General features: G+C 60.3%; 18 protein-coding genes. 14 read left to right on the top strand and 4 right to left on the bottom strand.

Features of this window, described 5'->3' with window-relative positions:
- Positions 1 to 378 precede the first annotated feature (378 nt).
- From ACQKPZ_RS23020 to ACQKPZ_RS22995, 6 genes are all read left to right on the top strand, one after another.
- Complete coding sequence (locus tag ACQKPZ_RS23020) at positions 379 to 1,791, top strand: purine-cytosine permease family protein (protein WP_427542574.1); 1,413 nt, start codon at positions 379 to 381, stop codon at positions 1,789 to 1,791.
- Positions 1,792 to 2,111: 320 nt separating this feature from the next.
- A complete protein-coding gene (locus tag ACQKPZ_RS23015; protein WP_427542571.1) occupies positions 2,112 to 4,271 on the top strand; it encodes a TonB-dependent receptor in 2,160 nt (719 codons plus the stop codon).
- Positions 4,272 to 4,317: 46 nt separating this feature from the next.
- Positions 4,318 to 5,898: a flavin monoamine oxidase family protein gene (locus ACQKPZ_RS23010; protein ID WP_427542568.1), complete on the top strand. Its 1,581-nt coding sequence runs from the start codon at positions 4,318 to 4,320 to the stop codon at positions 5,896 to 5,898.
- 16 nt (positions 5,899 to 5,914) lie between these two features.
- On the top strand, positions 5,915 to 6,412 hold the full coding sequence (locus ACQKPZ_RS23005; protein ID WP_427542565.1) for a RidA family protein: 498 nt from the start codon (positions 5,915 to 5,917) through the stop codon (positions 6,410 to 6,412).
- 153 nt (positions 6,413 to 6,565) lie between these two features.
- Entirely contained in the window at positions 6,566 to 8,956 is a 2,391-nt protein-coding gene (locus ACQKPZ_RS23000) for a TonB-dependent receptor plug domain-containing protein (RefSeq protein ID WP_427542583.1), read from the top strand.
- Positions 8,957 to 9,046: 90 nt separating this feature from the next.
- The gene (locus ACQKPZ_RS22995) at positions 9,047 to 9,817 is read left to right on the top strand and encodes an SDR family NAD(P)-dependent oxidoreductase (protein WP_427542562.1); all 771 of its coding nucleotides are present in this window, start codon (positions 9,047 to 9,049) and stop codon (positions 9,815 to 9,817) included.
- A 221-nt stretch (positions 9,818 to 10,038) separates the two neighbouring features.
- Here ACQKPZ_RS22995 and ACQKPZ_RS22990 read toward each other — a convergent pair whose 3' ends face one another.
- Positions 10,039 to 10,680, bottom strand: coding sequence for an HD domain-containing protein (locus tag ACQKPZ_RS22990; RefSeq protein WP_427542559.1), 642 nt, complete (start codon positions 10,678 to 10,680; stop codon positions 10,039 to 10,041).
- Between the two features lie 130 nt (positions 10,681 to 10,810).
- Between ACQKPZ_RS22990 and ACQKPZ_RS22985 the strand changes: the two genes are divergently transcribed.
- Positions 10,811 to 11,782 (top strand): GlxA family transcriptional regulator, encoded by a 972-nt coding sequence (locus ACQKPZ_RS22985; protein ID WP_427542556.1) that lies wholly within the window; start codon positions 10,811 to 10,813, stop codon positions 11,780 to 11,782.
- A 79-nt stretch (positions 11,783 to 11,861) separates the two neighbouring features.
- On the opposite strand, the gene ACQKPZ_RS22980 is transcribed toward ACQKPZ_RS22985, so the two are convergent.
- Entirely contained in the window at positions 11,862 to 12,026 is a 165-nt protein-coding gene (locus ACQKPZ_RS22980; RefSeq protein ID WP_391131453.1) for a hypothetical protein, read from the bottom strand.
- 636 nt (positions 12,027 to 12,662) lie between these two features.
- On the opposite strand from ACQKPZ_RS22980, the gene ACQKPZ_RS22975 reads away from it, so the two are divergent.
- From ACQKPZ_RS22975 to ACQKPZ_RS22945, 7 genes are all read left to right on the top strand, one after another.
- Complete coding sequence (locus ACQKPZ_RS22975) at positions 12,663 to 13,592, top strand: dynamin family protein (protein ID WP_427542580.1); 930 nt, start codon at positions 12,663 to 12,665, stop codon at positions 13,590 to 13,592.
- Positions 13,589 to 15,847, top strand: a complete 2,259-nt coding sequence (locus ACQKPZ_RS22970; protein ID WP_427542553.1) for a dynamin family protein — start codon at positions 13,589 to 13,591, stop codon at positions 15,845 to 15,847. The genes ACQKPZ_RS22975 and ACQKPZ_RS22970 overlap by 4 nt, the downstream gene beginning before the upstream one ends.
- 11 nt (positions 15,848 to 15,858) lie before the next feature.
- Complete coding sequence (locus tag ACQKPZ_RS22965; RefSeq protein ID WP_427542550.1) at positions 15,859 to 16,791, top strand: hypothetical protein; 933 nt, start codon at positions 15,859 to 15,861, stop codon at positions 16,789 to 16,791.
- A 4-nt stretch (positions 16,792 to 16,795) separates the two neighbouring features.
- Positions 16,796 to 20,059 carry a helicase HerA domain-containing protein gene (locus ACQKPZ_RS22960; protein ID WP_427542548.1) on the top strand — a complete coding sequence of 1,088 codons (3,264 nt, stop codon included), beginning with the start codon at positions 16,796 to 16,798 and terminating at the stop codon, positions 20,057 to 20,059.
- On the top strand, positions 20,056 to 20,643 hold the full coding sequence (locus tag ACQKPZ_RS22955) for an HNH/ENDO VII family nuclease (RefSeq protein WP_427542545.1): 588 nt from the start codon (positions 20,056 to 20,058) through the stop codon (positions 20,641 to 20,643). Before ACQKPZ_RS22960 ends, ACQKPZ_RS22955 begins: the two co-directional genes overlap by 4 nt.
- Positions 20,644 to 20,655: 12 nt before the next feature.
- Complete coding sequence (locus ACQKPZ_RS22950; protein WP_427542542.1) at positions 20,656 to 21,063, top strand: SMI1/KNR4 family protein; 408 nt, start codon at positions 20,656 to 20,658, stop codon at positions 21,061 to 21,063.
- 139 nt (positions 21,064 to 21,202) lie between these two features.
- Positions 21,203 to 22,276 (top strand): helix-turn-helix transcriptional regulator, encoded by a 1,074-nt coding sequence (locus ACQKPZ_RS22945; protein WP_427542540.1) that lies wholly within the window; start codon positions 21,203 to 21,205, stop codon positions 22,274 to 22,276.
- A 277-nt stretch (positions 22,277 to 22,553) separates the two neighbouring features.
- Here ACQKPZ_RS22945 and ACQKPZ_RS22940 read toward each other — a convergent pair whose 3' ends face one another.
- A complete protein-coding gene (locus ACQKPZ_RS22940) occupies positions 22,554 to 24,518 on the bottom strand; it encodes a DUF262 domain-containing protein (RefSeq protein WP_427542537.1) in 1,965 nt (654 codons plus the stop codon).
- Entirely contained in the window at positions 24,518 to 25,990 is a 1,473-nt protein-coding gene (locus ACQKPZ_RS22935) for a DUF262 domain-containing protein (RefSeq protein ID WP_427542535.1), read from the bottom strand. Before ACQKPZ_RS22935 ends, ACQKPZ_RS22940 begins: the two co-directional genes overlap by 1 nt.
- Positions 25,991 to 26,041: the final 51 nt, after the last annotated feature.

The raw sequence follows: 26,041 nt of genomic DNA, 5'->3' as shown, positions 1-26,041 counted from the left end.
GCCCGCTCCCACAGGTTCACCACAGTTTCTGAAGCTGTGGTGAACCTGTGGGAGCGGGCAAGCCCGCGAAAGGGCCAGAACAGGCAACCTTCAATCTGCCCTGCAAACGCGCACGACGCACCACGCATGCACACCCCTTCACGCCAAGCCGAAGCCAAACCCCTCTACTTCAAGCCCTCCCGCCAGCTGGCACCCTCCTTGCTACCGTCACCCGCTTAAGCTTTTGTCAGCCTTAGGTTTTTTAAGGTTTATGGGTACATATTTACTAATTTCTCGTTATCCCCGCGCCCCGCATCATCGCTCCAACAAGAACGCGTCGCCCTTCGCCGGCACGCCCCCGGGCAGTTCCCGATGCCCTACCTTGCCTTGGAGTCAGTCATGACCAGTGCAGCCAATTCGGCACCCCTCATAGAAAAACACACGATCGGCTACGTGCCCCCGCAAGACCGCCATGGAAAGGTAAGGGATCTGTTCACACTGTGGTTCGGCGGCAACATCGCGCCGCTGCCCATCGTTACCGGCGCGCTGGGCGTGCAGCTGTTCCACCTGAACCTGGTGTGGGGCATCGTCGCCATCCTGGTTGGCCACCTGGTCGGTGGTGTACTGATGGCGCTGCACTCGGCCCAGGGCCCGCAGATGGGCATCCCGCAGATGATCCAGAGCCGCGCCCAGTTCGGCACCCTTGGCGCGTTGCTGGTGGTGGTGATCGCCGGCGTCATGTACATCGGCTTCTTCGCCTCCAACATCGTGCTCGCCGGCAAGTCGCTGCACGGCGTGGTCGACGCTGTGCCGGTACCGGTGGGCATCGTCATCGGTGCACTGGGCTCGGGCATCATCGGCATCATCGGCTACCGCTTCATCCACGTGCTCAACCGCATCGGCACCTGGGTGCTGGGCATCGGCATCGTGGTCGGTTTCGGCTACATCTTCACCCATGTGCAAAGCGACGACTTCCTGACCCGCGGCGGCTTCAACCTGGCCGGCTGGCTGGCCACCGTATCGCTGGCTGCGCTGTGGCAGATCGCCTTTGCGCCCTATGTGTCGGACTACTCGCGCTACCTGCCGGCAGATGTCAAAGTCAGCTCGACCTTCTGGACCACCTACCTGGGCTCGGCCCTGGGTTCGAGCCTGTCGTTCATTTTCGGCGCGGTGGCGGTGCTGGCAATTCCGGCCGGCATGGACACCATGGACGCCGTCAAACTGGCCACCGGCACCCTCGGCCCGGTCATGCTGGTGCTGTTCCTGCTCAGCGTGATCAGCCACAACGCCCTCAACCTGTATGGCGCGGTACTGTCGATCATCACCCTGGTACAAACTTTCGCCTACCGCTGGATCCCTACCGCCAAAAGCCGTGCGGTGCTGTCCCTGATCGTGCTGTCGGCCTGCTGCGTGGTGGCGGTGTTCGCTTCGGCAGACTTCATCGGCCACTTCGTCGACATGGTGCTGGTACTGCTGGTGGTGCTGGTGCCATGGACGGCGATCAACCTGATCGACTTCTACGCCATTCACAAAGGCGACTATGACATCCAGTCGATCTTCCAGGTCGATGGCGGTATCTACGGGCGCTACAACCCGCAGGCGCTGATCGCTTATGCAGTGGGTATCGTGGTGCAGATCCCGTTCATGAACACGCCGCTGTATGTCGGGCCGATTTCCGAGCACATCAACGGTGCTGACTTGTCGTGGCTGGTGGGGTTGGCGGTGACTTCGCCGCTGTACTGGTGGCTGGCTTCGCGTGACAGTGCCTACCGCCGTCGGCAGATGAGCGCCAAGCTGGCCATGGGGCACTGATCCAGCCGGTATCGACCTCTTCGTGGGCACGCCCGCGAAGAGGCCGATACAAGCAGCACAATACAGGCCAACTTCACCCCACCCTCAAAATGCATTTCTTGCATTTAATAAAATCAAATAAATTCGAGCTAGCAATATTAGCTTAGATGCAAAAAGTATTTCAAAAGCATTTTTCATAGAGATATGTTCTCACCAGACCGACCCCTGACTGGCGGAGGCAAAGGAACCTAATACCTCCTTCAGCCTCGGGCCCCGTCACCCGGCTCCGGTATCCAGGTATCCGAAAACCCACTCGATCATGGTTACCTGGAAGCTTCTGCATGAGACATTTGCCCACCCCTGCGCTCAATCACCTGTCGGCTGCCGTCGCCCTCGCCCTCTTCACCCCTGTTACCTTCGCCGAGCCTGCCGAGGACCAGAGCGGCAAGCTGCCCACCGTCACCGTCACGGCCGAACACCGCGAAGAAAACCTGCAGAAAACCCCGCTGGCGATCAGTGCCTTCGACGAGCGCACGCTGCAGGATGCGCAAATCAACAACGTGCGCGACCTGTCCGGGCGGGTACCCAACCTCACCCTGAACCGCCAGTCCATTTCCTACAGCGCGCAAACCTACGGCATACGCGGCATTGGCGAGACCGACCCGATCCAGGAAGCGGCGGTCGCGGTGTATGCCGACGACCTGTATATCCCGCGGGCGATTTCCTCGATGCTGGACTTCAACGATGTGGAGCGGGTCGAGGTATTGCGTGGCCCACAAGGCACCCTGTACGGGCGTAACAGTGCAGCAGGCGCGGTGCGTGTCATTACACGCGACCCCACGCAGCAGACCCGTGGCTTCGTCGAGTTGGGCGCTGGCAACTACAACGCCCAGAACGGCCGGTTGCTGGTCAGCGGGCCGCTGGTGGACAACACCCTGTTCGGCAGCTTTTCGGCGATCCGCCTGACCCGCGATGGCACCGTGTACAACCGCACCCGCCACAAGGACGTCAACAACATCGACATCCAGTCCTACCGTGGCAAGTTGCGCCTGGCGCCGCAAGACTCGCCATGGGACGTGCAACTCACCCTCGCCGGTACCTTCGACCGTGGCGATACCACCAGTTACACCCCCTTCAACCCGGCCAACGGCCATTTCGACAAGTTCAAGACCTACAGCAGCCTTGACCCCAAGAACAAGCTGGACCAAGGCAGCGCGGTGCTGCGCGCCCTCTACACCATCGATGACCACCTGAATTTCAAGTCGGTCACTGCCTGGTCCGAGTTTGACCAGCCGGTGGACTACGACAACTCTGGCCAGGCCAACAGCGGTACCGCATCGCCAATCCAGAACAACCTGATCACCTACAAGCAGCGCTACGCCACCCAGGAGTTCCAGCTGAACGGTGAATACGACCGGTTCAGCTACACCCTCGGGGCGTATCTGTACAAGGAACGCTTTCGTGCAGAGCGCGACAGCCTGACCTTTTCTGTCGCGCAAAATCGGGTCAATGCCAGCGGCCAGTACAGCACCACCGATACCGAGAGCTACGCGCTGTATGGCCAGAGCAATTACAAGCTCACGCCTCGCCTGTCGCTGACCACGGGCCTGCGCTTCACGCACGAGCACAAGAACTTCGATTACACCAACTATGCGATTACCACCGATCGCGCCATTACCGGCACCAACTTCGCTGCCCAGACCAGCGATTCCTGGGCCTCTCTGAGCCCCAAGGTAGGCCTGGAATACGCCTGGACCGACGACCTGATCCAGTACGGCTATGTGGCCCGGGGTTTCAAGGCCGGCGGCTTCGACAACCGTGCGCCAACCCGCGCCGCCGCCGAGCAGGGCTTCGACCCGGAAAACGTCACAACCTACGAAATCGGTTTCAAGGGTGACTTTGCCGATGGCCGCCTGCGCAGCAACATCGCCTTCTTCTACAACGACTACGAAGACTTGCAGACCAATGCCTGGGACCCGGCCATCAGCGCCAACCTGCGTACCAACGTAGGCAGTGCCCATACCTACGGCGTGGAGCTGGAAAACACCGCGCTGCTCACCCGTGACCTGCGCCTGACCGCCAACCTGGGCTACCTGAAAAGCCAGTATGACGACTTCCAGAACGCCAGCGGCCCGGGCGTGAGCGCCGATGGCAAGAAGATGATCTTTGCGCCGGAATGGAACGCCAGCCTTGGCCTGAACTGGACAGTGCCGGTGAACCTGCCGGGTGAGCTGGTGGCCAACACCGACTACCAGTACCAGACCCGTTCCTACGCCAACCCGCTCAACGCCGACATCTACGAAATACCCGCCCAGGGCTTCTGGAATGCCAGCACCAGCTATGCCAGCGCGGATGGCCACTGGACCACCACCTTGTCGGTGAAGAACCTGCTCGATCGCGCCTACCCGCAAAGCACCGCCTACTCGGCTGCCAGCCGCACCGCCTACTACTCGGTCAACGACCCACGCACCGTACTGCTGAGCGTGCGCTACGAGCTGTAGCGCCCCCTGAACGGACTCACTTTTCCACTTGCAAGGAGTACAGACCATGGGTTTGACCCGCAGAGACCTTATTGCCCACTTGATGGCCGCTGGCAGCTACGGCGCCGCGCTTGGCAGCCTGTCTGCCCTTGGCCTTTTGCCCAGCGCAGCCACGGCCAGCACCTTCCAGCCGCTGGGGCTGCCAGCCACGTCCGGCAATGGCAAGCGCGTGCTGGTGGTGGGCGCTGGCATCAGCGGCCTGGTGGCGGCTTATGAACTTGGCAAAGCCGGCTTTGATGTACGCGTGCTGGAGGCTCGCGAGCGAATCGGCGGGCGGGCCTGGACGCTGCGCAACGGCGACGAGGTGCTGCACAACGACGGCAGCCACCAGCAGGTGCGCTTCGACAACGGCTACTACTTCAACGCAGGCCCCGCCCGCCTGCCCAGCCACCACCTGACCATCCTCGGCTACTGCCGCGAGCTGGGCGTGCCGCTGGAAGTGCTGGTCAACAGCAGCCGCAACGCCCTCGCCCAACCAGACCTTGCACAGCCGCCGCTGCTGTTGCGCCAGGCAGTGAACGACACCCGCGGGCACCTTAGCGAACTGCTGTCGCGCAGCATCAGCGGCAAAGCACTGGACAAGGAACTGGATAGCGGCGACCAGAAAGCCCTGCTGGATTTTCTGAAGGTGTACGGCGACCTCGACGAGAAACGCCATTACAAGGGCTCGGTACGCGCCGGCTACACGCGCTTCGCCGGGGCCGGCGACCAAACCCCGATCCAGCGCCAGCCGGTAGCACTCAAGCAACTGCTCAACCCTAACCTGATGCTGCCGCTGGTGTTCGACGAAATCCCGGAGTTTTCCGCCACCATGTTCCAGCCGGTGGGCGGCATGGACCAGATTGCCAAGGCGCTGTACGCCAAGGTGCAGGGCAAGGTGCAATTGCACGCCGAAGTGCAGGCCATACGCACCGGGGACAGCGGTAGCCAGGTGACCTGGCGCGACCGGCGCACTGGCAACACCCAGGTGGAAACCGCCGACTACGCCATCGTCACCATTCCCCTGCCGCTGCTGGCGCGGGTCGATCACAACTTTGGCAACACCACCCAGGCGGCCATTGCCCAGGCCAGACCGGACCTGGCCAACAAGGTGGCGTGGCAGGCGCCGCGCTTCTGGGAAAGCGAATTCCAGATTTACGGCGGGCTCTCGTACATCAACCACGAAGCGCGGTTGCTGTGGTACCCCAGCGACCACCTGAACAGTGCCCAGGGCATCCTGGTGGGCACCTACAACACCGGAGATGTTGCGCGCACATTCGCCACGCGCTCGGTAGAGCAGCAACTGGCATCGTCGCGCCAGGCGGTGGAGTCGTTGCACCCGGGCCATGCCGGGAAGCTGCAACGCGGGGTGGCGGTGAACTGGTCCAAGGTGCCGTTCAGCGAAAGCCCGTGGATCGTCCATGACGTACTGGCCGAGCCTGGCTATTCGCACCTCAACCAGCCGCAAGGCCGCACCTGGCTGGCCAGCGATGCACTGGCCCATGGTGGCGTGGGTATCTGGCAGAACAGTGCCGCGGACTCGGCCCGCCATGTGGTCGGGCAGATCGCCCGGCATGCCCTGCAACAGCAACGCGGCGTCGCCGCCTGAACAAGGAAGCCCTTTGATGAACACAACTGCCCTGCTGCTTGGAGCCTTCATGTCACTGTCCGCACTCACCGCCCAGGCCGACACCATCAAGCGTGTCGACCCGCCCGGCTCTAAGTTCCCCATTTCGCAACTGGTCACGGTACCGGCCGGGGCCGCGCTGACGTTCGTCAGCGGCACCCTGCCCGACGTCGCCGACCCCAAGGCGCCAGCGCAAACCATTGCCGCCTATGGCAACACCGAAACCCAGACCCGCTCGGTGCTGAACAAAATCCAGGCCGCGCTGCAAAGCCAGGGCCTGGGCTTGGGCGACATCGTGCAGTTGAGGGTGTTTCTGGTAGGCGACCCGGCCAACGATGGCAAGCTGGACTTTGCCGGGCTGCAAGCGGCCTATACCGAATTCTTCGCCACCGCCGAACAACCCCGCAAACCAACCCGCACTGCTTTGCAGGTGGTAGCCCTGCCGCTGCCGGGCGCCTTGGTCGAAATAGAAGCGGTCGCTGCCAAAGCACCGTGATACGCCGCTAACCCCCGTCCCCTCTTGCTTGCCTGCCAGGGCCACCTGGCGGGCGGCCCCTGTGCACCCGCTGTTCGACAGCGCTCATGGAGAGCGAACATGCTTCACACCTTGAAACTGCCCAGCCCGCGCCTGCAACCTGCACTGCTGACCATGGCCCTCGGCACTGCCGGCCTGCTCACACCTGCCGCCTATGCCGAAAACAACGCCCAAGCCGCTGACTCGGCCCAACTGGGCACGGTGATCGTCACCGGCAACCGCGGCTCGGAAAAACGCACCGTCACCACCAGCCCGGTGCCGATCGATGTGATCAGCGCCAAGCAACTGCAGCAAACCGGCAAACCCGGCCTGATGGAGGCCCTCAGCGCCACCGTGCCGTCCTTCACCCTGCCGGAAAAAACCGGCTGGGATGCCAGCGGCATGGCCCGTGCACCCAGCCTGCGTGGGCTGAACGCAGCGCAAGTACTGGTGCTGGTGAACGGCAAGCGCCGCCACACCAGCGCCACCCTGAACATCAGCGGTATCCATGCCGGCGCTGCGCCTACCGACCTCGACCTGATCCCCATCAGCCTGATCGATCACGTGGAGGTGCTGCGCGATGGCGCGGCCGCCCAATACGGCTCCGACGCCATCGCCGGGGTGATCAACATCATCCTCAAGGCCGATGACTCGGGCACCTCGGTAACCAATGCCGGCCAGGGTTACGACGGCAAGAAGCAGACCGTGCAACAGGGGCTGAACAAGGGCTTCGAGGTCGGTAACGGCGGCATCGTCCAGCTGGCCCTGGATGCGCGCAGCCAGAACGACGACAACAAGGCCAGCGCCAACGGCTACAGCTATGCCGAAGCCTTCGACAAGGCCGGCAAGTCAACGTACGGCGGCTACGGCACGCCGAAGATCAACCTACTGACCCTGGGCTACAACGCCGAGTTGCCGCTAAGCGACGACCTGACCCTCTACTCGTTCACCACCTACTCGCACCGCAAGGCCGAGCAGGGCCAGAACTTCCGCCTGCCGACCATCACCAACACCATCACCACCGGCCCCAACGGCTACCCGGGCGGCTACACGCCCACCTGGTACATCGAGGAAGACGATGTGCAAGGGGCGTTCGGCGCCAAGGGCAATGCCGGGGAATGGGCCTGGGACTTGTCCAGCACTTACGGGCGCAACGAGGCGCTGCAAGGCACCACGCACAACCAGAACCCTTCGCTGGGCGAGGCCACGCCCAACCACTTCGAATCCGGCACCTGGGTGGCCACGCAACTGACCAGCAACCTGGACTTGCAGCGCAGCTTCGACATCGGCCTGGACAAGCCGCTTGATGTGTCCTGGGGCCTGGAGCATCGCCGCGAAACCTACCAGGTGCGCGAAGGCGACTGGGCTTCGTGGGCCAACGGCGGTTACTGCCGCGCCCCGGGCGACTGCGCCGCCTCTGGTGCGCAAGTCACCAACGGTATCTCGCCCGACGAAGCCACCAGCACCAGCCGCAACAGCGTGGCCAGCTACATTGACGTCGGCTTCAACCCGCTGCCGCAGTGGTACCTGGGCACCGCACTGCGCTATGAGCACTACAACCGTGGCGTGGGCGCCACCCGCAGCGGCAAGCTGACCACCCGCTATGAGTTCACCCCCGAGCTGGCCGTGCGGGCCACGGTCAGCAACGGCTTTCGCGCACCCTCGCTGGCCAACAGCCTGTTCAGCGCCCGCTCCACCACCTACGGTGTGGTCAATGGCGTGTACCAGTCGATCAACTACGGCGTACTGCCGGTGGACTCGGCGGCAGCCAAGGCCTTGGGCGCGGAGGCACTCAAGCCGGAGCGCTCGAGCAACTACAGCCTGGGCCTGACCTACCAGCCGGCCCCGCAGCTGTCGTTTACCGCAGATGCCTACGTGATCAACGTGCGTGACCGCATCACCCTCACCGGCACCCTGCTGGGTGACGAGGTGACCCAGGCGCTGCTGGCCAACGGTATCGACTCCACCGCTGGCGGGCGCTATTTCACCAACGGCGCCAACACCCGCACCAAGGGCCTGGACCTGGTCGGCAACTTCGACCAGGACCTGGGCAACTGGGGGCAAATGAAGTGGACCGCTGCCTTCAACTGGAACCAGACGCAAATCCTCAGCTACAAGCAGAACGTCAACATCCAGGGTACGGACTACAACCTGATGGACCGCCAGGCGCGTAACTTCCTGACCGAAGTGCAGCCGCACACCAAGCTGATTCTGGGCGCCAACTGGCAGCGTGACCGCTGGACCAGCAACCTGACGCTGACCCGTTATGGGTCCTGGCGCGAAGTGAACTCGGCCACCGACCGCAGCCTGGACCGTGAGTACAAGGCGCGCTGGATTACCGACATCGACGTGGGGTATCAGCTGACCAAGGACCTGAACCTGGCCGTAGGGGCGCAGAACCTGTTTGATGTGTACCCGGAACGGCAGAACCCTTCCAGCAAGACCATGACCAAGGGGTATGGGGCCTATTCACCTTATGGGTTTACGGGGGGGTATTACTTTACTCGGTTGACCTATAACTTCTGATGCACGCCGTCAGCCGCCTGAGGCTTGGCATTGCCGCCCTTGGTGCTTCAATAAGGCTTGAATCCTGTGATTTGGTCTGTAGAGGACGCCGTGAGCCTGATCCCTGAACTGACTGGCAAGGCCGATGTGCTGATCTGCGGTGCTAGCCAAGGCATTGGCCTGGCGGTGTGCGCGGCATTGCTGGGCCGCGATGATGTGAACCGGGTTTGGGCTGTGTCGCGACATGCCAGCCACGCTGAGGGGCTGCTCGAACTTGCCCTGGTACATGGCGAACGCGTGCAACTGCGGGACTGTGACGCGCGCGACGAGATGGCGCTTGCCAGGCTTGCACGTGAAGTAGGCACCGTCTGCACGCACCTGCACCTGGTCATCAGCACACTCGGTATTCTCCATCAGGAGGGCGCCAGCGCGGAGAAGTCGCTGGCCCAGCTGGACCTCACCGGTCTGCAGGCCAGCTTCGCCACAAATGCATTTGCCCCAATCCTGTTGCTCAAGCACCTGCTGCCGCTGCTGCGCAAACAGCCCGCCACCTTTGCAGCGCTGTCAGCCAGGGTTGGCTCGATCAGCGACAATCGACTGGGTGGCTGGTACAGCTATCGTGCGAGCAAGGCAGCGTTGAACCAGTTGCTGCACACGGCAAGCATCGAGCTGAAACGGCTGAACCCGGCCGCTACGGTGTTGGCATTGCACCCGGGGACTACCGATACCGCACTGTCGCGGCCGTTCCAGGGGAATGTGCCGGAGGGGCAACTGTTTGAGCCGGCGTTTGCTGCGCAGTGTGTTATCGACTTGCTGGGACGACTTGGACCTGCTGAGAGTGGCAGCTTCTGGGGTTGGGATGGCGAGCGGATAGGCTGGTAAATGAACACCGCGCGCCCTGTGCAAAATTTAAACGTTGGCGCGATCCCTGTGGGAGCGGGCGCGCCCGCGAAAGCTTCAACGCGGTGCATGGCACCGGCTGCGCCGGTGTTCGCGGGCACGCCCGCTCCCACAGGGATCGCATCATGGCTGACAAGTGTTGGCCCCAGGATGCGCGAACTGCCCATGAAATCAGCTCACGACGCGGCGATGCACATCACCACTCAACTGGCCCAGCAAGACTGGCGAATGACGCTGCAGAAGTTCCCGGGCCGGAATGCCGGCTCCTTGTCGGCAATCACATCCGCCTTCACATTGCCAAAGGTGGTTTGCGGCTTGTGCCGTATGCCGTTATAGAACGCCTGGATAATCGCCTCCTTGAAGTGGTCCCCGCGCGGGTGCGCCTGGACCACGGAATCCCGCGCAGCAATGCCCAACCCCTCGTGGTGCAAGCCCAGCACATCGGTCTCCACACCCGCGGTGACCAAGGCAATCAACGGGTGCATATGCTCTGGAATGCCCGGCGTGGTGTGCAGCGCAATCGCCGTCCATACACGCTCGACATCACGTTCATCCACGCCATGACGCTGGAGAAAATCACGCGCCACGTTGGCGCCATCCACTTCAAAGCGGCAGCACTCGCTGCTGTGCTCATGGGTCAGCCCCATGTCGTGGAACATGCAGCCCGCGTACAACAGTTCACTGTCGTAGCGCAGCCCCAGCCGCTGCCCGGCAAGCGCCGCGAAGTAGAACACCCGGCTGGAATGGTGGAACAGCAAAGGGGAAGCCGTGTCGCGGACAAGCTCGGTGATTTCCCGAGCCATGGCGCTGTCTGGCAGCTGGATACCGGCAATGGATGAGGACATGGTCGCTCCTTGGTGGGTTGGTGACGCGTTCAGTCTGCAGCCACACCCCAACGTCCTCAATTGACTTGTAACGCCAAATACTGCCATTGTCATTGGATAACAGACCTGCCGCAAAATGCCCGGAGCCACCATGCCCCCTCCCCCCCTCACGATCGCCATCCTGGCCATGCCCGGCGTGCAGATGCTGGATGCCTGCGGCCCGCTGGATGTGTTTGCCGAGGCCAACCGCCAACTTGGCCGCGACGCCTATCGCCTGGTGCTGCTGGCTTGCGAACCGGGGCCGTTGGTGAGTTCTTCCGGCACGCGGCTGTATGCCGATGGCTGGATCGGGGAGGACCTGCCAGCCATCGATACCCTGCTGATCGCGGGTACGCCGCAAGCCGCCGACCAGTACCTGCGCCCCGGCATTCTCGACTGGCTGCAGCAGCGCGCAAGCGCTTGCCGCCGTTATGGCTCCGTGTGCACCGGGGCCTTTGCCCTGGCAGCCGCCGGTCTGCTGGATAACCGGCGTGTCACCACGCATTGGGCTGTGGCCGAAGCGCTGGCCGAGCGCTACCCACAGGTGCACGTGGATGCCGACGCCATCCAGGTGCACGACGGCAAGTTGCGAACTGCTGCCGGGGTGACAGCGGGGCTGGACCTAGCACTGGGTTTGGTGGAAGAGGACCTGGGGCGGGACATTGCCAGGCAGGTGGCGGGCCATTTGGTGATGTACTTCAAGCGGCCGGGGGGGCAATTGCAATTCAGCCGCCAGGGCGGCACATCACCGGTCGGGCGCTCGGCATTACAGGGGTTGCAACGCTATGTGGCTGCCAACCCTGCGCTTGAGCACGGCGTGGCCAGCCTGGCGGCACGGGTGGGGCTTAGCCCCAGGCATTTTGCGCGGGTGTTCCAGCACGATGTGGGCATGACCCCGGCGGCCTGGGTAGAACTGGCACGGGTGAACGCGGCGCGCGCACGGCTGGAGGCTGGGCAAGAGGCGCCAAAACAAGTGGCGGCGCTGTGCGGGTTCGCCAATGCCGATACGTTGCGGCGGGCGTTTGTGAAGCATGTGGGGGTGACGCCAGCAGAGTATCGCAAGCGCTTTGGGCGATCGGGGTGAGCTCAAGCAATTGGCGTGCTCCCGCGCCGGGTGCACTGTTGCAGCCCGGCCGAGGCAGTGCGTTCCATCGCGGGTCGGCTTAGCGAGGGCCGCCGCCCTGATGGCCACCAAAGCCACCGCCACCACCGTGGCCACCACCACCATGACCACCGCCACCGCCCGGGGGCATGAACATCCAGCAACCGGACAAGGCGGATACCAGCGCCGCAACCAGAGCTGCGCGCAAAAGGTGTTTCGACTTCATTGGAACGCTCCAAAGGGTTAGATCAGCTGCCTGCCAGTAGCCGGTTCGGCAGCGGGCGGATTCTAGAACTGCGGGGTGATGGCATAGGGAAACTTTGCATATCTTTACAGTTGGCCCAGGTGCAATGGAGCAGGAGCCAATCAGGACGCAAGCAGGGGCCTCAACCCAGTGTTAGACGGCACTCTCAGACCTTGGTAGGGCTCAGGTTTCTCTCAAGTTTCTAGGCTTGACGTCGATAGCTCGTATGATGCGATACTGCCATCAATAGCAGAATGCTACTAGTTGACACAAGGACGTTACTTTGCCCCTGCACAAAGCTATTTCCTCATTCAGCCTGCCCGTATTCGGCAGCCGCTTGATACAGCCACAAGCCCCCACTGTGCAGAACCTGCCCGGTACGCCCCCTCAATGACCTGAGCAGTCGCATGGGGCTTGCGACTCATCCTGTCGCGTCTTCATGCAAACCTGTTTTCAGCGAACAAGAGCGAGCGCTCCCGCCTTCTGCAGCACTCTGCTTACCGCAGTGGAAGCCACTAGTTCAACAGGACCGCAAGACACATGAAGCATTCAAGAAGGTCAGCTGGCCGTTCTGGAAAATCAAGGCCTCGCCTGGCAAGCAGCTCCCCTTTCGATGTATTGGTACTGGCGACCATGAGTGCAGGCAAGACATCCTTCATCAATGCCCTGATTGGGCAGGAGCTGCTGCACACCGCCAACGAAGCTACCACTGCCTGCATGACTCGTGTCGAGCATCGCCAGGGCGCACGTGCCTTCGATGGCACCTGTTACTCGCACGCAGATCAGGAGCTGGCACGCCTCAAGGACACCTCAGCTGAAACCCTTCGTGACTGGAATGCCAACAGTGACGTAAAGCGGATCAGCTTGAAAGGCAGCTTCAAGATCGTGCCCAGCCCCGCACCTGGGTTGGTGTTGCATGACACGCCCGGCCCGAACAACAGCCAGGACCCCAAGCATGCTGAGCTGATGCTGGAAGCGATCCGTACCATTTCCTTCAAGGCGCTTTGCTATGTGCTGAACGCCAGCCAATTGGGCACGCAGGACGATCGCGCGCTACTTGAGCAGATACGGGATGAACTCGCGTCCAGGCCTGGCCACCCGATTTATTTCATTCTGAACAAGGTCGACCTGCTCGACCCTGATATGGGTGAAACCATTGATGAGTATGTCGCTAAAGCCCACCGCTACCTCACGGCCGTCGGCTTTGAGCAACCAATCATCATCCCGACCATGGCCAACCTCGCACTGTATGCCCGCAAAGCCCTCAAGGCCCAGGCCTTGACCCGCTCACAGCGCCTGAGGCTTCACCAGGCGCTTGCCGACCTGCAACACAACAAGCGCTCGCTACTGCATGCCACGGTGGTGCCAGACACCATCAAGAAAGGCGTGTTCAAGGCACTGAACAGCCTGGAACGGCAACGCCAGCTCAATGCGCTGGACGAGCAGGCCTGCGAGAAAAACGATTTGCAGCAACTGGTGGCAATCAGCGGTTTGAAAACCGTTGAAGCCCTGATCAAACATCAACGTCAGTCGATCAAGAACCCATGAACCGCATTCATATCACGCACAACCCCTTCACCGTCGAAACGGCTTTCTCGATCAACGACCAGGCTCCGGCAGAAGGCTGCAAGCTGTCGAGCTACAAGGAGTCGCGCCTGCAACTGTGGGTAGAGAAGCTGTTTGACGAATTGAGCGACCTGTTCAATGGCGACAATCGCTTCCATGTTGCATTCACCGGTGTGGAATCTGACTTCCTGGATATCCAGGAAGCCGCCAACGTGGCCATCGCCAATGGCATGGAAGTGGAATTACAGTGGCACCAGACGGTGCCTACCGAACAGCGCCTGGAACAGATTCGCGCCCTCATGAGCGAGGCTCGCGAACACCCTCAGTTCGATCAGTTCATCGAGGACAATGAACAGATTCGCAAATCCATCGATGAGGCATTCAACCGCGATTTCGACGTGTATGTAGTAGCGACCATGTCCTCGGGCAAGTCGACACTGATCAACGCCATGTTGGGCCGTGACCTTCTCCCGGCCGCGAACGAAGCGACTACCGCCACCATTGCACGGATCACTGACAATGATCAGATGAGCGACCGCTTTGCAGCCAAGCGTTACAACCGCAACGGCGATGAAGTGGGTGTGTCAGACGATGTCGACCTGGAATGCCTCAAGGAGTGGAACCAGCTCGAGGACACCCAGCTGATCGATATCGAGGGCAACATCGTAGCGATCCGCGAGCGTGAAGACGTGCGCCTGGTGCTGACCGACACCCCCGGCCCCAACAACAGCCAGGACGAAGAGCACCAACTCAAGACCATGAGTTTCATCCAGGACTCCAAGCGCAACCCGCTTATCCTGTATGTGCTGAATGCCAGCCAGTTGGGCACCAACGATGACCGCAACCTGCTTGGCCTGGTCGCAGAAACCATGCGCAAGGGTGGTAAGCAGAGCAAGGACCGCTTCATTTTCGTGATCAACAAGATGGACGTGTTCGACCCCGAGAACGGCGAGAACATTCCGTCCGTTCTGGAGCGTGTGAACCAGTACCTGACCAGCAATGGCATCCAGAACCCGCTGATTTATCCGGTATCTGCCAACCTGACTCGCCTGATTCGCAAACCGAACGACCTGCATACCCGCAAGGAGCGCAACGAGCACAAGTCCATGGCAGACATGTTCAGCGAAGAGCCGAGCATGAACATGCTGCAGTACATGCCAATCACGTCCCGCGTGCGTCGTTCGCTGCAGGACAAGCATTACTCCCCACTGTTGCTCAGCAGCGGCTTGCCGGCAGTCGAGGCGATGATCGATGAGTACATCGACAAGTACAACCTGCCGCATCGCCTCAAGCGTGCATACGAAGCGCTGAGCCATGCCATCCGGGTGGGCTTGAACGAAACAGCGCTGATCGAGCAGTTGCAACAGGATGAAAGGACGCTGGCGCACCTGAACGAAGAAATTATGGGGCTGCAGCAGCGCCAGGAGAAAGGCTTCGATACGGCGGCCTACAAGGACAGGTTGGAACGTGAGGGTAAGGCGCTGCCCCGTGAAACAGAGCTTGAGTTGGCCAGCCTAGAGTCCTTTATTGGGCCAGTTATCAAGAACCTGGGCGCAAACTTCATGCAAAATGATGTTCGGGTGAGCATCGCTGAAGCGCGCGTTCAGGAAGCTGAGGAACTCTTGCAGTTCCATCATCGGAAACTGGTAAACCAGTACGAAGCAGTTTTTGATTCCAGCCAGGAGCTCATTCGACAAGATTTGCATGCCGAGTACCAGCGCTATATCACTGAAATATTCCAAGGCACGGAGAGCTTGAACCTGCCAATTCTCGATGGGCTCAAAAAGGCGGCATCTAATATCTCGTTCAATTTGTCCGTGCAGCAGGGCGATATCCAGCAGAAGCGTGTTGTCATTGGTACCCGGGAAGTCAGTGACAGCACTTGGTGGAACCCCTTCTCCTGGGGCTCGACCAAAACGGTACGTGATTACGGCACCGAAAACTATGTCGACCTAGAGAAGCTCTGGAAGGAGCGCGTCACTCGAATTGAAGCTGAGTTCACTCGATTGGTCGGTAGCGCTCGCCAAGAGATAGAGACATGGAAAGATCGCCTGATCGAGCAATACGTCGCATTCATGACCCGAGAGTTTGATCTGAAATTTGCCGAACTGCTCACGTCTTTGAGCACGAAAACCACAGACCGAAACGCACGTGAGGTGGCTGTTGCCGAAGCCAGGGCCTTGCGTACGTGGATCGACAATTTCAAAAACAAGCTCGACAGCACATTGGCTATCTAAGGAGGCCCCACATGACTACCGATATGCTTGCCAAAACCAGGAAGAGTTATCTGCTGTCGCTCAAGGATCCCCAAGCCAGTACGGCTCTGCTCAATGACCTGCTTGATAGTGCCGAGAAACAGTCTGCTGCGCTGCTGGTCGCCTTCGAGCCGGGCACTGGCAAGAATGCGCTTGATCCAGACAAGCTGAGTTGGAGTGCAGATTACTTCAGTCGCCACATCTTGCTTGCCCAAGAAAACTTCGCTCGAGAGCGAATCGAGCATCTACTCGCTGTTCGAGAGCACCTGCGCAATTCAGGTGTGAAAGGGTTCGTGCCTACCGAAAATTCTTCAACTCCCCAACACCAGAGTGCCGCCCACGTGACGTCGAACTATGAGCCATCCGCCAACCTCAAGAAATTCGTGGGCGAAGGCGAACTGCTCACTATCCGGACCGCGTTGCGAATGGAGTTGGATGATAACCGCCTGACCGCAGCGGAGCTTCGGGCTGCTCTGGCCTGGGCGTCCAGCCAGGTGCCTGGGCTTCTGGAAGCCTACTCTGAAAAATCTTTCGCCCGCGAAATGGAAGCTGACCAGAAGCTCTGGACGAGCGAGTACTATGAGCTCCAGGTCGTCTACCTCAAGACCAATTACGCCAAAGAGCGCTTCCTGCACCTCATCGAAGTCCGTGAGGTATTGCGCCAGCAAGGCGTAGAAGGTTTTGCCCCCGTACAACCCAAACCACGTGCCAGTGCCAACGCCAGCGAAACCACGTCAACCGCGTACCGTGCTCAACCGCAGAACTCCCGGTCACAGCAGTCACAACAGTCACAGCGCGCGCATCAGCCACACCAGTCGCAAACCCGTTCTTCGGACAACGGCCGCAACCCGGTCTTCAAAGCCGCCCTGCTCATCGGCGGTGCGTTGGCTGCCCTGGTGGTCTTCCTGACAGCGTTAGTGAAGTAACCCCATGGCCGCCACGACCCTGACCCCTCTGGCAATCCGCGAGATCCAGGAAAACGCCACCCTCACCCTGGCAGCCGGCCGGGCGCTGATCAACCGCAGCTACCTGAGCGAACTGGAGCAGTACCCAGTCATCACTTCGCAGCAGCGCATCAGCCTCAACCGTGCCAGCGACATGCGGGTATTCCGTGTCGAGCGCATTGTCCAGAACAACAAGCAGTCGGTGCTGGAGAGCACCACTGCTGCCTACACGGCCCTGGGCGCCGCTGGCTACACGGTGTTCCTGTTCCTGCGTTCCAATGGCATGGAGACCGACCTGTTCATTGGCACCCGCGGCGAACCCGGCAAGATGCTTGGCCAGAACTCCGGCGAACTGCTGCGTGAAACATTCAAAGGCCACTTCCCTGGTAGCGCACTACAACCGCTGAGTGTGCAGGACGCCAATGCCCTGCTCGACAAGCTGGACAGCGAGAAGGAAAACCCCTCGGCCAGCATCACTGCGGTGACCGGCGTACCTGCGCTGTCGACCGAAAACCGCGACCATTTCATGCAGGGCCTGGAGCGTTTCATCGATGCTGCAGAACGCCGCGAGTACCAGGCACTGATCCTGGCCGAGCCGGTGTCTTCGCAGAAGCTGGACATGATCCGCATCGGTTACGAACAGGTTGCAACCCAGCTTTCGCCCCTGGCAAAGCAACAACTCTCCTATGGTGAGCAAGAAAGTGACAGTATTGGCCTGAGCATCAGCCAGGGCCTGAGCACGTCGCTTGGCCACAGCCTGGGCCTGACCGAGACACGCGGCACCAGCCACACGACCGGCACGTCCACAAGCGAAACCAACGGCACCTCTGAAAGCTTCAGCTCGCAAACGGGTGCGTCGAAAGCGGCCGCAATCGCAGGCAGTGCCATCGGCGCGCTTACGGGGTCTTTCCTGAGCCCGATTGGCGCCATGGTAGGTGCACAGGTGGGCTCCGCGATCGCCTCCGCGTTCAATGAAACACGCAGCACCGGCAGCAGCCACTCGATAACCCAAGGCACCAGCGAGAGCCATGGCACGTCGCGGAGCAGCTCCAGCGCCCGTACACAATCGACTACCCACACCACAAGCACCACCGATAGCCAGTCGGTCAACCGTACCAGCGGCAACAACTGCCAGTTGTCCATCGAATCCGTGGACAAGACCATCGAGCAACTGCTGGGCAGAATCGACCACCACCTGCAACGCATCGACGAGGCCAAGACCTACGGCGGCTGGAACTCTGCCGCCTACTTCATCGGTGACAGCAGCGCTTCGTCCGAATCGCTGGCAAGCATCTTCCTGGGCCTGGTACGCGGTAGCAAATCCAGCCACGAAGACTTTGCCCTCACCACCTGGAAATCCCGCAGCAAGTCTGCAGTGCTGGACTGGCTCACCCGCCTCAGCCACCCCGAACTCAAGCCGGCGTTCGCTGGCCGCTTGCCGGTCCCGTTCGTGACCCCGGCGACCTTGATTTCCGGCAAGGAGATGGCAATTCAACTGAGCCTGCCACGTCGCTCCACCTCGACAGTGTCGGTAGTCGAAACCCAGGCGTTCGGCCGCAAGGTGCAGCGCCTGGACGGCCAGCCCCCCAAGCGTACTGGCGCCAGGCACCTCGCCCTGGGCAACATCCGCCATCTTTGGGAGAACTTGCCGCAGACCATCGAACTGGACATGGACCAGTTGGCCAGCCATGTATTCATCAGCGGGTCCACCGGTGCGGGCAAGAGCAACACGCTCTACGAGATGCTCGACCAGGTCAGTGCCGCCGGCGTGCCGTTCCTTGTGATCGAGCCAGCCAAAGGCGAATACAAGCATGTGTTCGGTCAACGCACCGACGTGACCGTACTCGGTACCCACCCGGCCCACAGCGCCCTGCTGCGCATCAACCCGTTCCGCTTCCCGGCAGCGATCCATGTGCTCGAGCATGTCGACCGCCTGGTGGAGATTTTCAACGTTTGCTGGCCCATGTACGCCGCAATGCCCGCAGTGCTCAAGGACGCTATCCTGCAAGCCTACCAGCGCTGTGGCTGGGACCTGGAAAGCTCGAGCAACCGCTACAACGAAGACATCTTCCCCACCTTCGTCGACTTGCTGGAGACGCTGCAGGAAGTGATCGAGGCGTCGGCCTATTCCCAGGAGCTCAAAGGCAACTACATTGGCTCGCTGTCGACCCGGATCCGATCACTGACCAATGGCCTCAACGGTCAACTGTTCGTGGCGGACGAAATCGACAACACCGTGCTGTTCGACAGCAATGTGATCGTCGATCTCAGCCGCATCGGCTCTTCAGAAACCAAGGCACTGATCATGGGTATCCTGGTGATGCGCCTGAGCGAGCACCGCATGGCCCACGGTGGCATGAACCAGCCCCTGCGCCACGTCACTGTGCTTGAAGAAGCCCACAACATCCTCAAGCGCAGCCCTGAAGGCGGCGCCGAAGGGGCGGGCCTAGTGGCCAAGTCGGTAGAAATGCTGACCAACGCCATTGCAGAGATGCGCACCTATGGCGAAGGTTTCATCATCGCCGACCAGTCGCCCCATGCAGTCGACATTGCCGCGATCCGCAATACCAATACCAAGATCATCATGCGCCTGCCCGATGAAACCGATCGCCGCCTGATCGGTAAATCAGTGGCGCTGAATGACGAGAAACTGGATGAGATTGCACGCCTGCCCAAGGGTGTAGCCATCGTCTACCAGAACGACTGGCTTGAGCCCGTGATGTGCCAGGTTCGCAAATTCAAGGGTGAAGAAACGCCATACCGGTACCAGCCACAAGCCACTGCAGGTGTAGCCCGCTGCGACTTCAACGGCCAATTGCTGAAACTGCTACTCAGCCAGCGCATTGCCACACCAGTGCAGGTTGACTGCGACCTGCTGCAGCGCGGCCTGTGTGCACTACCGTTACCTGCTCGCACTCGCATCAGCCTGTTGCAAGTCGTTAAGCAATACCGCGACCAGCAGGTACCTGCCATCTGGCGCGCGGAAGCCTTCGAGCGCCTGGCACGGTTGGTGGTGGATGCGCTGAGTTGCCGCCGCCAGGTCAACCAGATCATCCAGGAGGCCAATGATTATGCGCACCTTGACCAACTGCTCGATGGTTTACTTGAACAGTCTGCCAGCGGGCTTTCGGCCGAACTGGCGCTCGCTGCTCAACAATGCCTGATGAAAGACTACAGCCAGCAGCACGACAGCCACCTCGAGATCTACGCGATGTGGCATGCACACCATGAAAAAGGAAGCGTCCGGTGAACTTCGAGAACTTTGCCATCGATAAGGCCGACAGCCCTTCTCGCCTCGCGCTGCTCGCCAGGGAAACGCCCGACAAATGCCTGATCATCGCCGAGCTGGACCGTCCGATCGTGCTGACCCAGGAAAACCGCCTGGAGTTGCCTGTCATGAGCCAAGAGACCCGCGAGCGTCTTGAGAAGCTTGGCTTGCCCAAGGAAGTACTGGACGTCATCAACAGCGAAGCCGAAGCGCGCATCTACGAAGAAGCCAACCTTGAGCCCGCCCAGGTCAACGGCAAGGATGCACTGATCCGCACCGACATCGATTACGATCAGGAAGATGCATTCGGCCGCACCAACCTGGATCGCATGAAGCTCGGCCTCGCCCCCCTCGATGCCGACGGCAGGCCGATCGAACTGCATCACATTGGCCAGAAGCAGGACTCCCCCCTGGCCGAACTCACGCGTGATGAACACAGGGGCAATGGCAATGACAACGTACTGCACAACAAATTGAAAGAATCAGAAATCGCACGCGACGATTTCGACAAGGAACGCAAGGAATACTGGAAGGCGCGAGCCGAACAGATCGAGAGCCAACGGTAAACGAGTGCCCACATGAATACACTGGAAAAACTGGTCGAAAAGCAACAGGCTGCTACCCGCCCTGCGACCCAGGCAAGCATCGATACGCTCGAGTCGAACCTGGGCTTTGCACTGGGCAACGAATACCGAGAGTACCTGCAGCGCTTCGGCGTGATTGCCCATGATGCCTATGAAACTTACGGCCTCGGGGTACCGGACGATTACTACCTGCACGTGCTCAATGCCTACAAGGACCTGGCCTCCGACGCCAGCTATCCGGCAGCTGCAGTACCATTGCTGGAGCTGGGCGACGGGCAATACTACCTGTACGACACCCAGCACCAGCGAGTCGTGCTGTGGGCCACCCCCAACGGTGGTGTGGTTCGCACCCTGGACGGCAACCTGGAAGCGTTCCTGGTCAAGCACGTCTTCCAAGGCTGATGCCTGTCAAGCCCCCCAACTGGCGGGGCAGCTTGTAGCTGCCCCGCCCACCGCACTGCCCATCCCTCAAATGCCCACGTACCCAACGACGGTCTTCAGCCCTCACCTCGGTACGCTTGCCGCCCATGCCTCGCCAAGGATGCCCCAATTGCCCCAGATCAGCTCCCGCGACACCATCAGCCGCCAATGGGAACTGCTGCACAAGCTGCCCACCCGAGGCCCCGGAATCACCAGCAATGAACTGCTGGAAAAAATGCTGGATACGGGCTACCGCATCACCAAACGCACGGTCGAACGCGATCTGGTCGAGCTCTCGCGCGTGTTCCCGTTGACTTGCAACGACCGTGGCAAACCCTTCGGTTGGCACTGGGCTCCGGGGGCAAGCATCGACCTGCCAGGCATGAACATCAGCGAAGCGCTGAGCCTGACGCTTATCGAAGACACCATTCGCCCGCTGCTGCCCAACGGAATGCTCCGGGCATTGCAGGGCCGCTTCCAGCATGCCCGCAAGAAGCTTGCAAACATGGCCGATGAAAACCTGGCGGCCCGCTGGATGAGCAAGGTTGCCAGCGTGCGCCCAGAGCTCAACTTGCAGGCACCAAGCGTTTGCGCCGAAACCCTGGAGACGATTCAACTGGCACTGCTGGAAGAGCGACAGCTCGCCTGCCGTTACTACTCGGCGCATGGCAACAAGACCAGTGAACTGACCCTCAACCCCCTGGCCCTGGTGCAACGTGGCGTTGCCACATACCTGATAGCAACCGCCGGCCATTACGCAGACCTGCGCCAATATGCCGTACATCGATTCCTGAGCGTCGAGATACTGGCGAGCACATGCGAAGGTGCTTCTCAGTTCGACCTTGCCCAGTACCTGGCAAGCGACGCCTTGCAATTTGGTGGCCCGCAAAAGATCAAGTTGCAAGCGTGGGTCAGCGAAAACCTGGCCCGCCTGCTGCGGGAAACGCCACTGGCAGATGACATGTTGCTGGAGGCCGTTGACGGTGGATACCGCCTGACCGCGACTGTCAGCGACAGCTGGCAACTGAACTGGTGGCTTCTGTCGCAAGGCGACGGCGTGGTGGTCGAACAGCCTGTGGAGTTGCGCCAGAAGCTGCTCGAAACACTGCGTGGGGCATTGCAGCGCTATGAAGGGGAGCCAGTGCGGGCGGATGGTTCTGCAGCGGTACCTGCCATCGTGAGCTCGATGAACTGAGAGAGCCAGGGTCTGTGTGAAAAGTCTTGAGACGAAGGTCAGGCAAGGCGAAAACAGCCGAGGAACGGTCGGAGTCGCGCCCGACTTTACGGGTTGTAAATGAGCATTCCGAGGCTGTTTTCAACGCAGCATCACCGAGTATCAAGGCTTTTCACACAGAGCCTACGCAAGAGAAGCCTATCGCTCCTCTTGCGTGCACAACTCAGTACGCGTTGTCACCATCCTCGGTATGGATTGTGTTCTCGACCATCACAGCCCCAGTCCCCTTCACCTCGATTCACGCGCCGTAGTGAGCCTCGACAACAGCCAGCATCGCTTGCGAGTGGATTTCGATCTGTTCCCTCCCCCACTCGTCTCCCTTACCCAACACATGGAACATGTGCGCAAGTTTCAAGGAGTCGTACTTGAGCTTGGCGCGGAAAGCCGCCTGTTTTTTGAGCACGGCCTGATTGCTGTACGAGGAATTTTCCCCTGGGCTGAGCAACACCAGATTGCCGAAGCCATGCAGTAAATCATCCGGCAGCGCACGGTTGAACTCTTCGTTCTGCGGATGAACATGCTCGACCGAATTCTTTGAAGTGACGCGATAGTCATTCAATTTGCCAGCGTCGAGCCACTTGCAGTCGTGCCGTTCACGCCAGAGGATATACTCCAGTTTCTGGAACCAATAGTGCTCGAACCCCGTTCCATGCGCCTGCTGGAGATAACTCAGCAAGCTCGTCAACGGGGCCGATGCTACGGTGTGGCTAGACAACAATTGGTAGCTGGCCTCCTTCTGGGTCAGCTCAGTAAGCGACAGCTGGTTGTCGATCTGCTCGAGCAAAGCAAGCACCTGCGGCTCGGTCAACCCTGGCTCTTCAACCAACCGGCCCAGGAACGGCGTGAGCCAGTACTGCGCACTGCGCTCGCCGGTGAAGTAGCGCACGCTTTGCAACTGACCAAGGTCAGAAACTTCGTGGTTGACCACACGCCAGTCCGGGCCATTGCCCTTGCTGCGGTTATTGAACGAGCACAAACGCAGCGTGCGCTCGTCTTCTTCGCCCAGGCGCACCCACTTGACCACCCAGCGATCGAACTGGAAACGCACTTGCCATAGGCACTCCATGAATGCCTTAGCTTCCGCTGCACTGGCTTGATTGACGAACACGGCAAAGCTGGCATTCAGGTTGCTGTCGTTGAGCCGTGATTCGATATCCTCCAAGCCGGCCCAGTGCCGGTAGATGCGGTACGCATGCATCAGCAGCAAGCCAAAGCTGATAATGGACTGGTAGCGAGCCCCCTCATCCTCTTTAGCATGAGAGGGAGATTCAGCCAGGTTTTTCATCGCAAAAATCTGGCTGATCGTCCGGCCAGGTTGACTACCTGCAACTGAACGATCGATAAAAAAATCATCACGCGAGTACCTGGCCAGGTCGATGAACTTCAGGCCGCCCCACCTGGTGCCCTTGAAAACATCGCGCAGGTTCTTCTCAAAGTAGTTCCCCATGTTCTCGCAGGCCTGCCAGATGCCTTCGTAGCTGGCGCGATGATGCACAATGCGCTCCATCAGGCGCGCCTTGAGGATGTCGGTCTGCTCCAGCTGTACACCGCTGGTGTTAAGGGTGGCGAACAATTTGTTCAAGTCCATGCCGGCAGGCATAACGTTGTTGACCCATGTCACTTGGTTGAACAGGTAATGGCCGACACGCTCGACGGCCTCGTGCCCACCCGCAGCCTGAAGTGTCTTCAACCTGTCGGAAGCAGTTTTTCGAGCTGCGTACAAATGAGTGAGATAAAGGTTCGCCGAGTCCTTCTCATCCAGCTGTGCGTCATCGACCAGCCCCGCCCAGGCACTCAAGCGTGCCTGCACTTCCTCACGGATGTTAAACGTGAGGCGTGGCGAGTCACCCAGCACTACCAGCGAGCGCAAGGGCGAATCAGGCACCAGCGCGCAGAATGCCAACGCCAGTACCATCAGGGTGGTCATGCGCTGCTGGCCATCGATCAACTCATAGGTCACGGTCGCAGCCGAAGACACGCCAGTCGGCACCTGGCTGGTCAGCACGGTACCAATGAAGTAGTGCGATTGTGCAGGCTGGCCGTAGTCGTCGACGGCGCTTGCCTGAATGATTTGTTCCAGCAGATCTTTCACATCCTCACTGGGCCAGACATAAGGCCGTTGGTAGGACGGAATGGTCAGCGCGATGCCTTGCTCACACAGCAATGCCGCGCTCTGTACATGGGTTTGCACCTGGGCGTTCATCATTTGCTTCCTTGGCGGGCAGCGCCAGCGAGACAGATTCGGTCAATGGCGGCGCAAAGCTCAACATCGTAAGAAGCTGCGATCTGGTCGGCATCTTGCCATGGCAACTCGAAGCCAAGCGTACCGGAGACTGATCGAACGAAGCGTTGTTTGATGCTGTTCACATCAAGGTTCTCGGCACTGGCCGGGTACTTGTATGCGCGCAGATAAACAAGAAGTTCATCGTGGGTATGACTTGTGGAAATCCAGTCCAGCAAGGGCTTGTTTCGAAAGTGGGTTTGTACACCGTCCTCACGCACGCTGACATCGTTGATCAGGCGCAGTGCAAAGACCATGCGGAAAATCCAGAGGCTGGCTTCGAGCAGGCGCGCACTGCCAAACTGGCTGGCGTACATGAGCAAGGCCCAATCGTAGGCCCTGGTCAGGAACACACTACCGCGCGCATCAATGGCCAAGCGCTTGTAGTAGTAACCGAATGAGCCAACGGTCGGATGCTCACTGACGGTGAGCAATGATTGCCGCAGGCCATGAAAATATTCGACATAGCGCATGGTATTCACGCCCGCCCCAAGCGGCTGGCGCATGGCGTAGCCCACCTGGGCAATATGCGCTTCCTTACCCCAAGGGTCACGATGCACCTGCAGCCGCCTATAGGCGATATCCTCACCACCTGACAGCGTATGCTCCGCCAGTTCGGATACGATCTGCTTTCGTTCGAGCACAGGGTCGCGGTCACTGGCTACATTTCGCCAGCGCAGCGTTTGCCAGTGCCGGGCCTTCATGAAGTTAGCCACGAGGGGTTTGATGTCCCCCATGCGCTCCCAGGCACGAGCGCAATCATCTTGTGCCGTGTTGGGCACACTGCGCAGGTGGTAAGCCTTGATAATGTCCGCACCCGACAGACGAACACCCGAAGTGTTCTGGGTTTCGAAGAAGCGGTAGGCATCATCTTCGTGTCGCGTGACCACCAACGTCACATTGATACGCGAAAAGTCCACCTTTGGCAGTTGTTGCTGCTCGAGCCAGCGGAGATTGCGCTGGATGCACACGTGGCTTTCCGGTGAGCCATACGTCAACTCAGGGGCTCCCTTTTCACCATGCTGCAGGTAATGAAGTAGCGCCAGGCTGGTGATGCGCTGTTGGCCGTCAATGATGTTCAGCCGGCCGCGCTCGCGCGCGTTGCCACCTTCCTGATGAAGGATGATGCTGCCCAGGTAGAAATCATGGGGGGGCGTATCGTTGCTGAAGAACGCCCTCAGGTCCCCCAGCAACCGTGCCAGTTGCTCTTCGCCCCAGCGGTAGGGCCGCTGATATTCGGGCAGTTGCAGATGGCCAAAAATCAAGCGGCCGTCCTTGCACGGAATTTTTGCGGCCTTGAACACATTGGCCAAGGTTGTAGAGGCAACCGCAATACCATCCACCTCGAGCGGTAGCGATGATGCAAGTTGCCGTGGGCTCACGGCTTGATTCATGGGGCGGTCCTTGTACGGGGCGACTTACTGCCAATACCTGGAAAAATGGGA

It is taken from the genome of Pseudomonas sp. NPDC089547, assembly GCF_050280665.1.
Classification (GTDB): domain Bacteria; phylum Pseudomonadota; class Gammaproteobacteria; order Pseudomonadales; family Pseudomonadaceae; genus Aquipseudomonas.
Note: the sequence above shows the minus strand (reverse complement) of the source record. Positions and strands in the feature narration are given on the sequence as shown.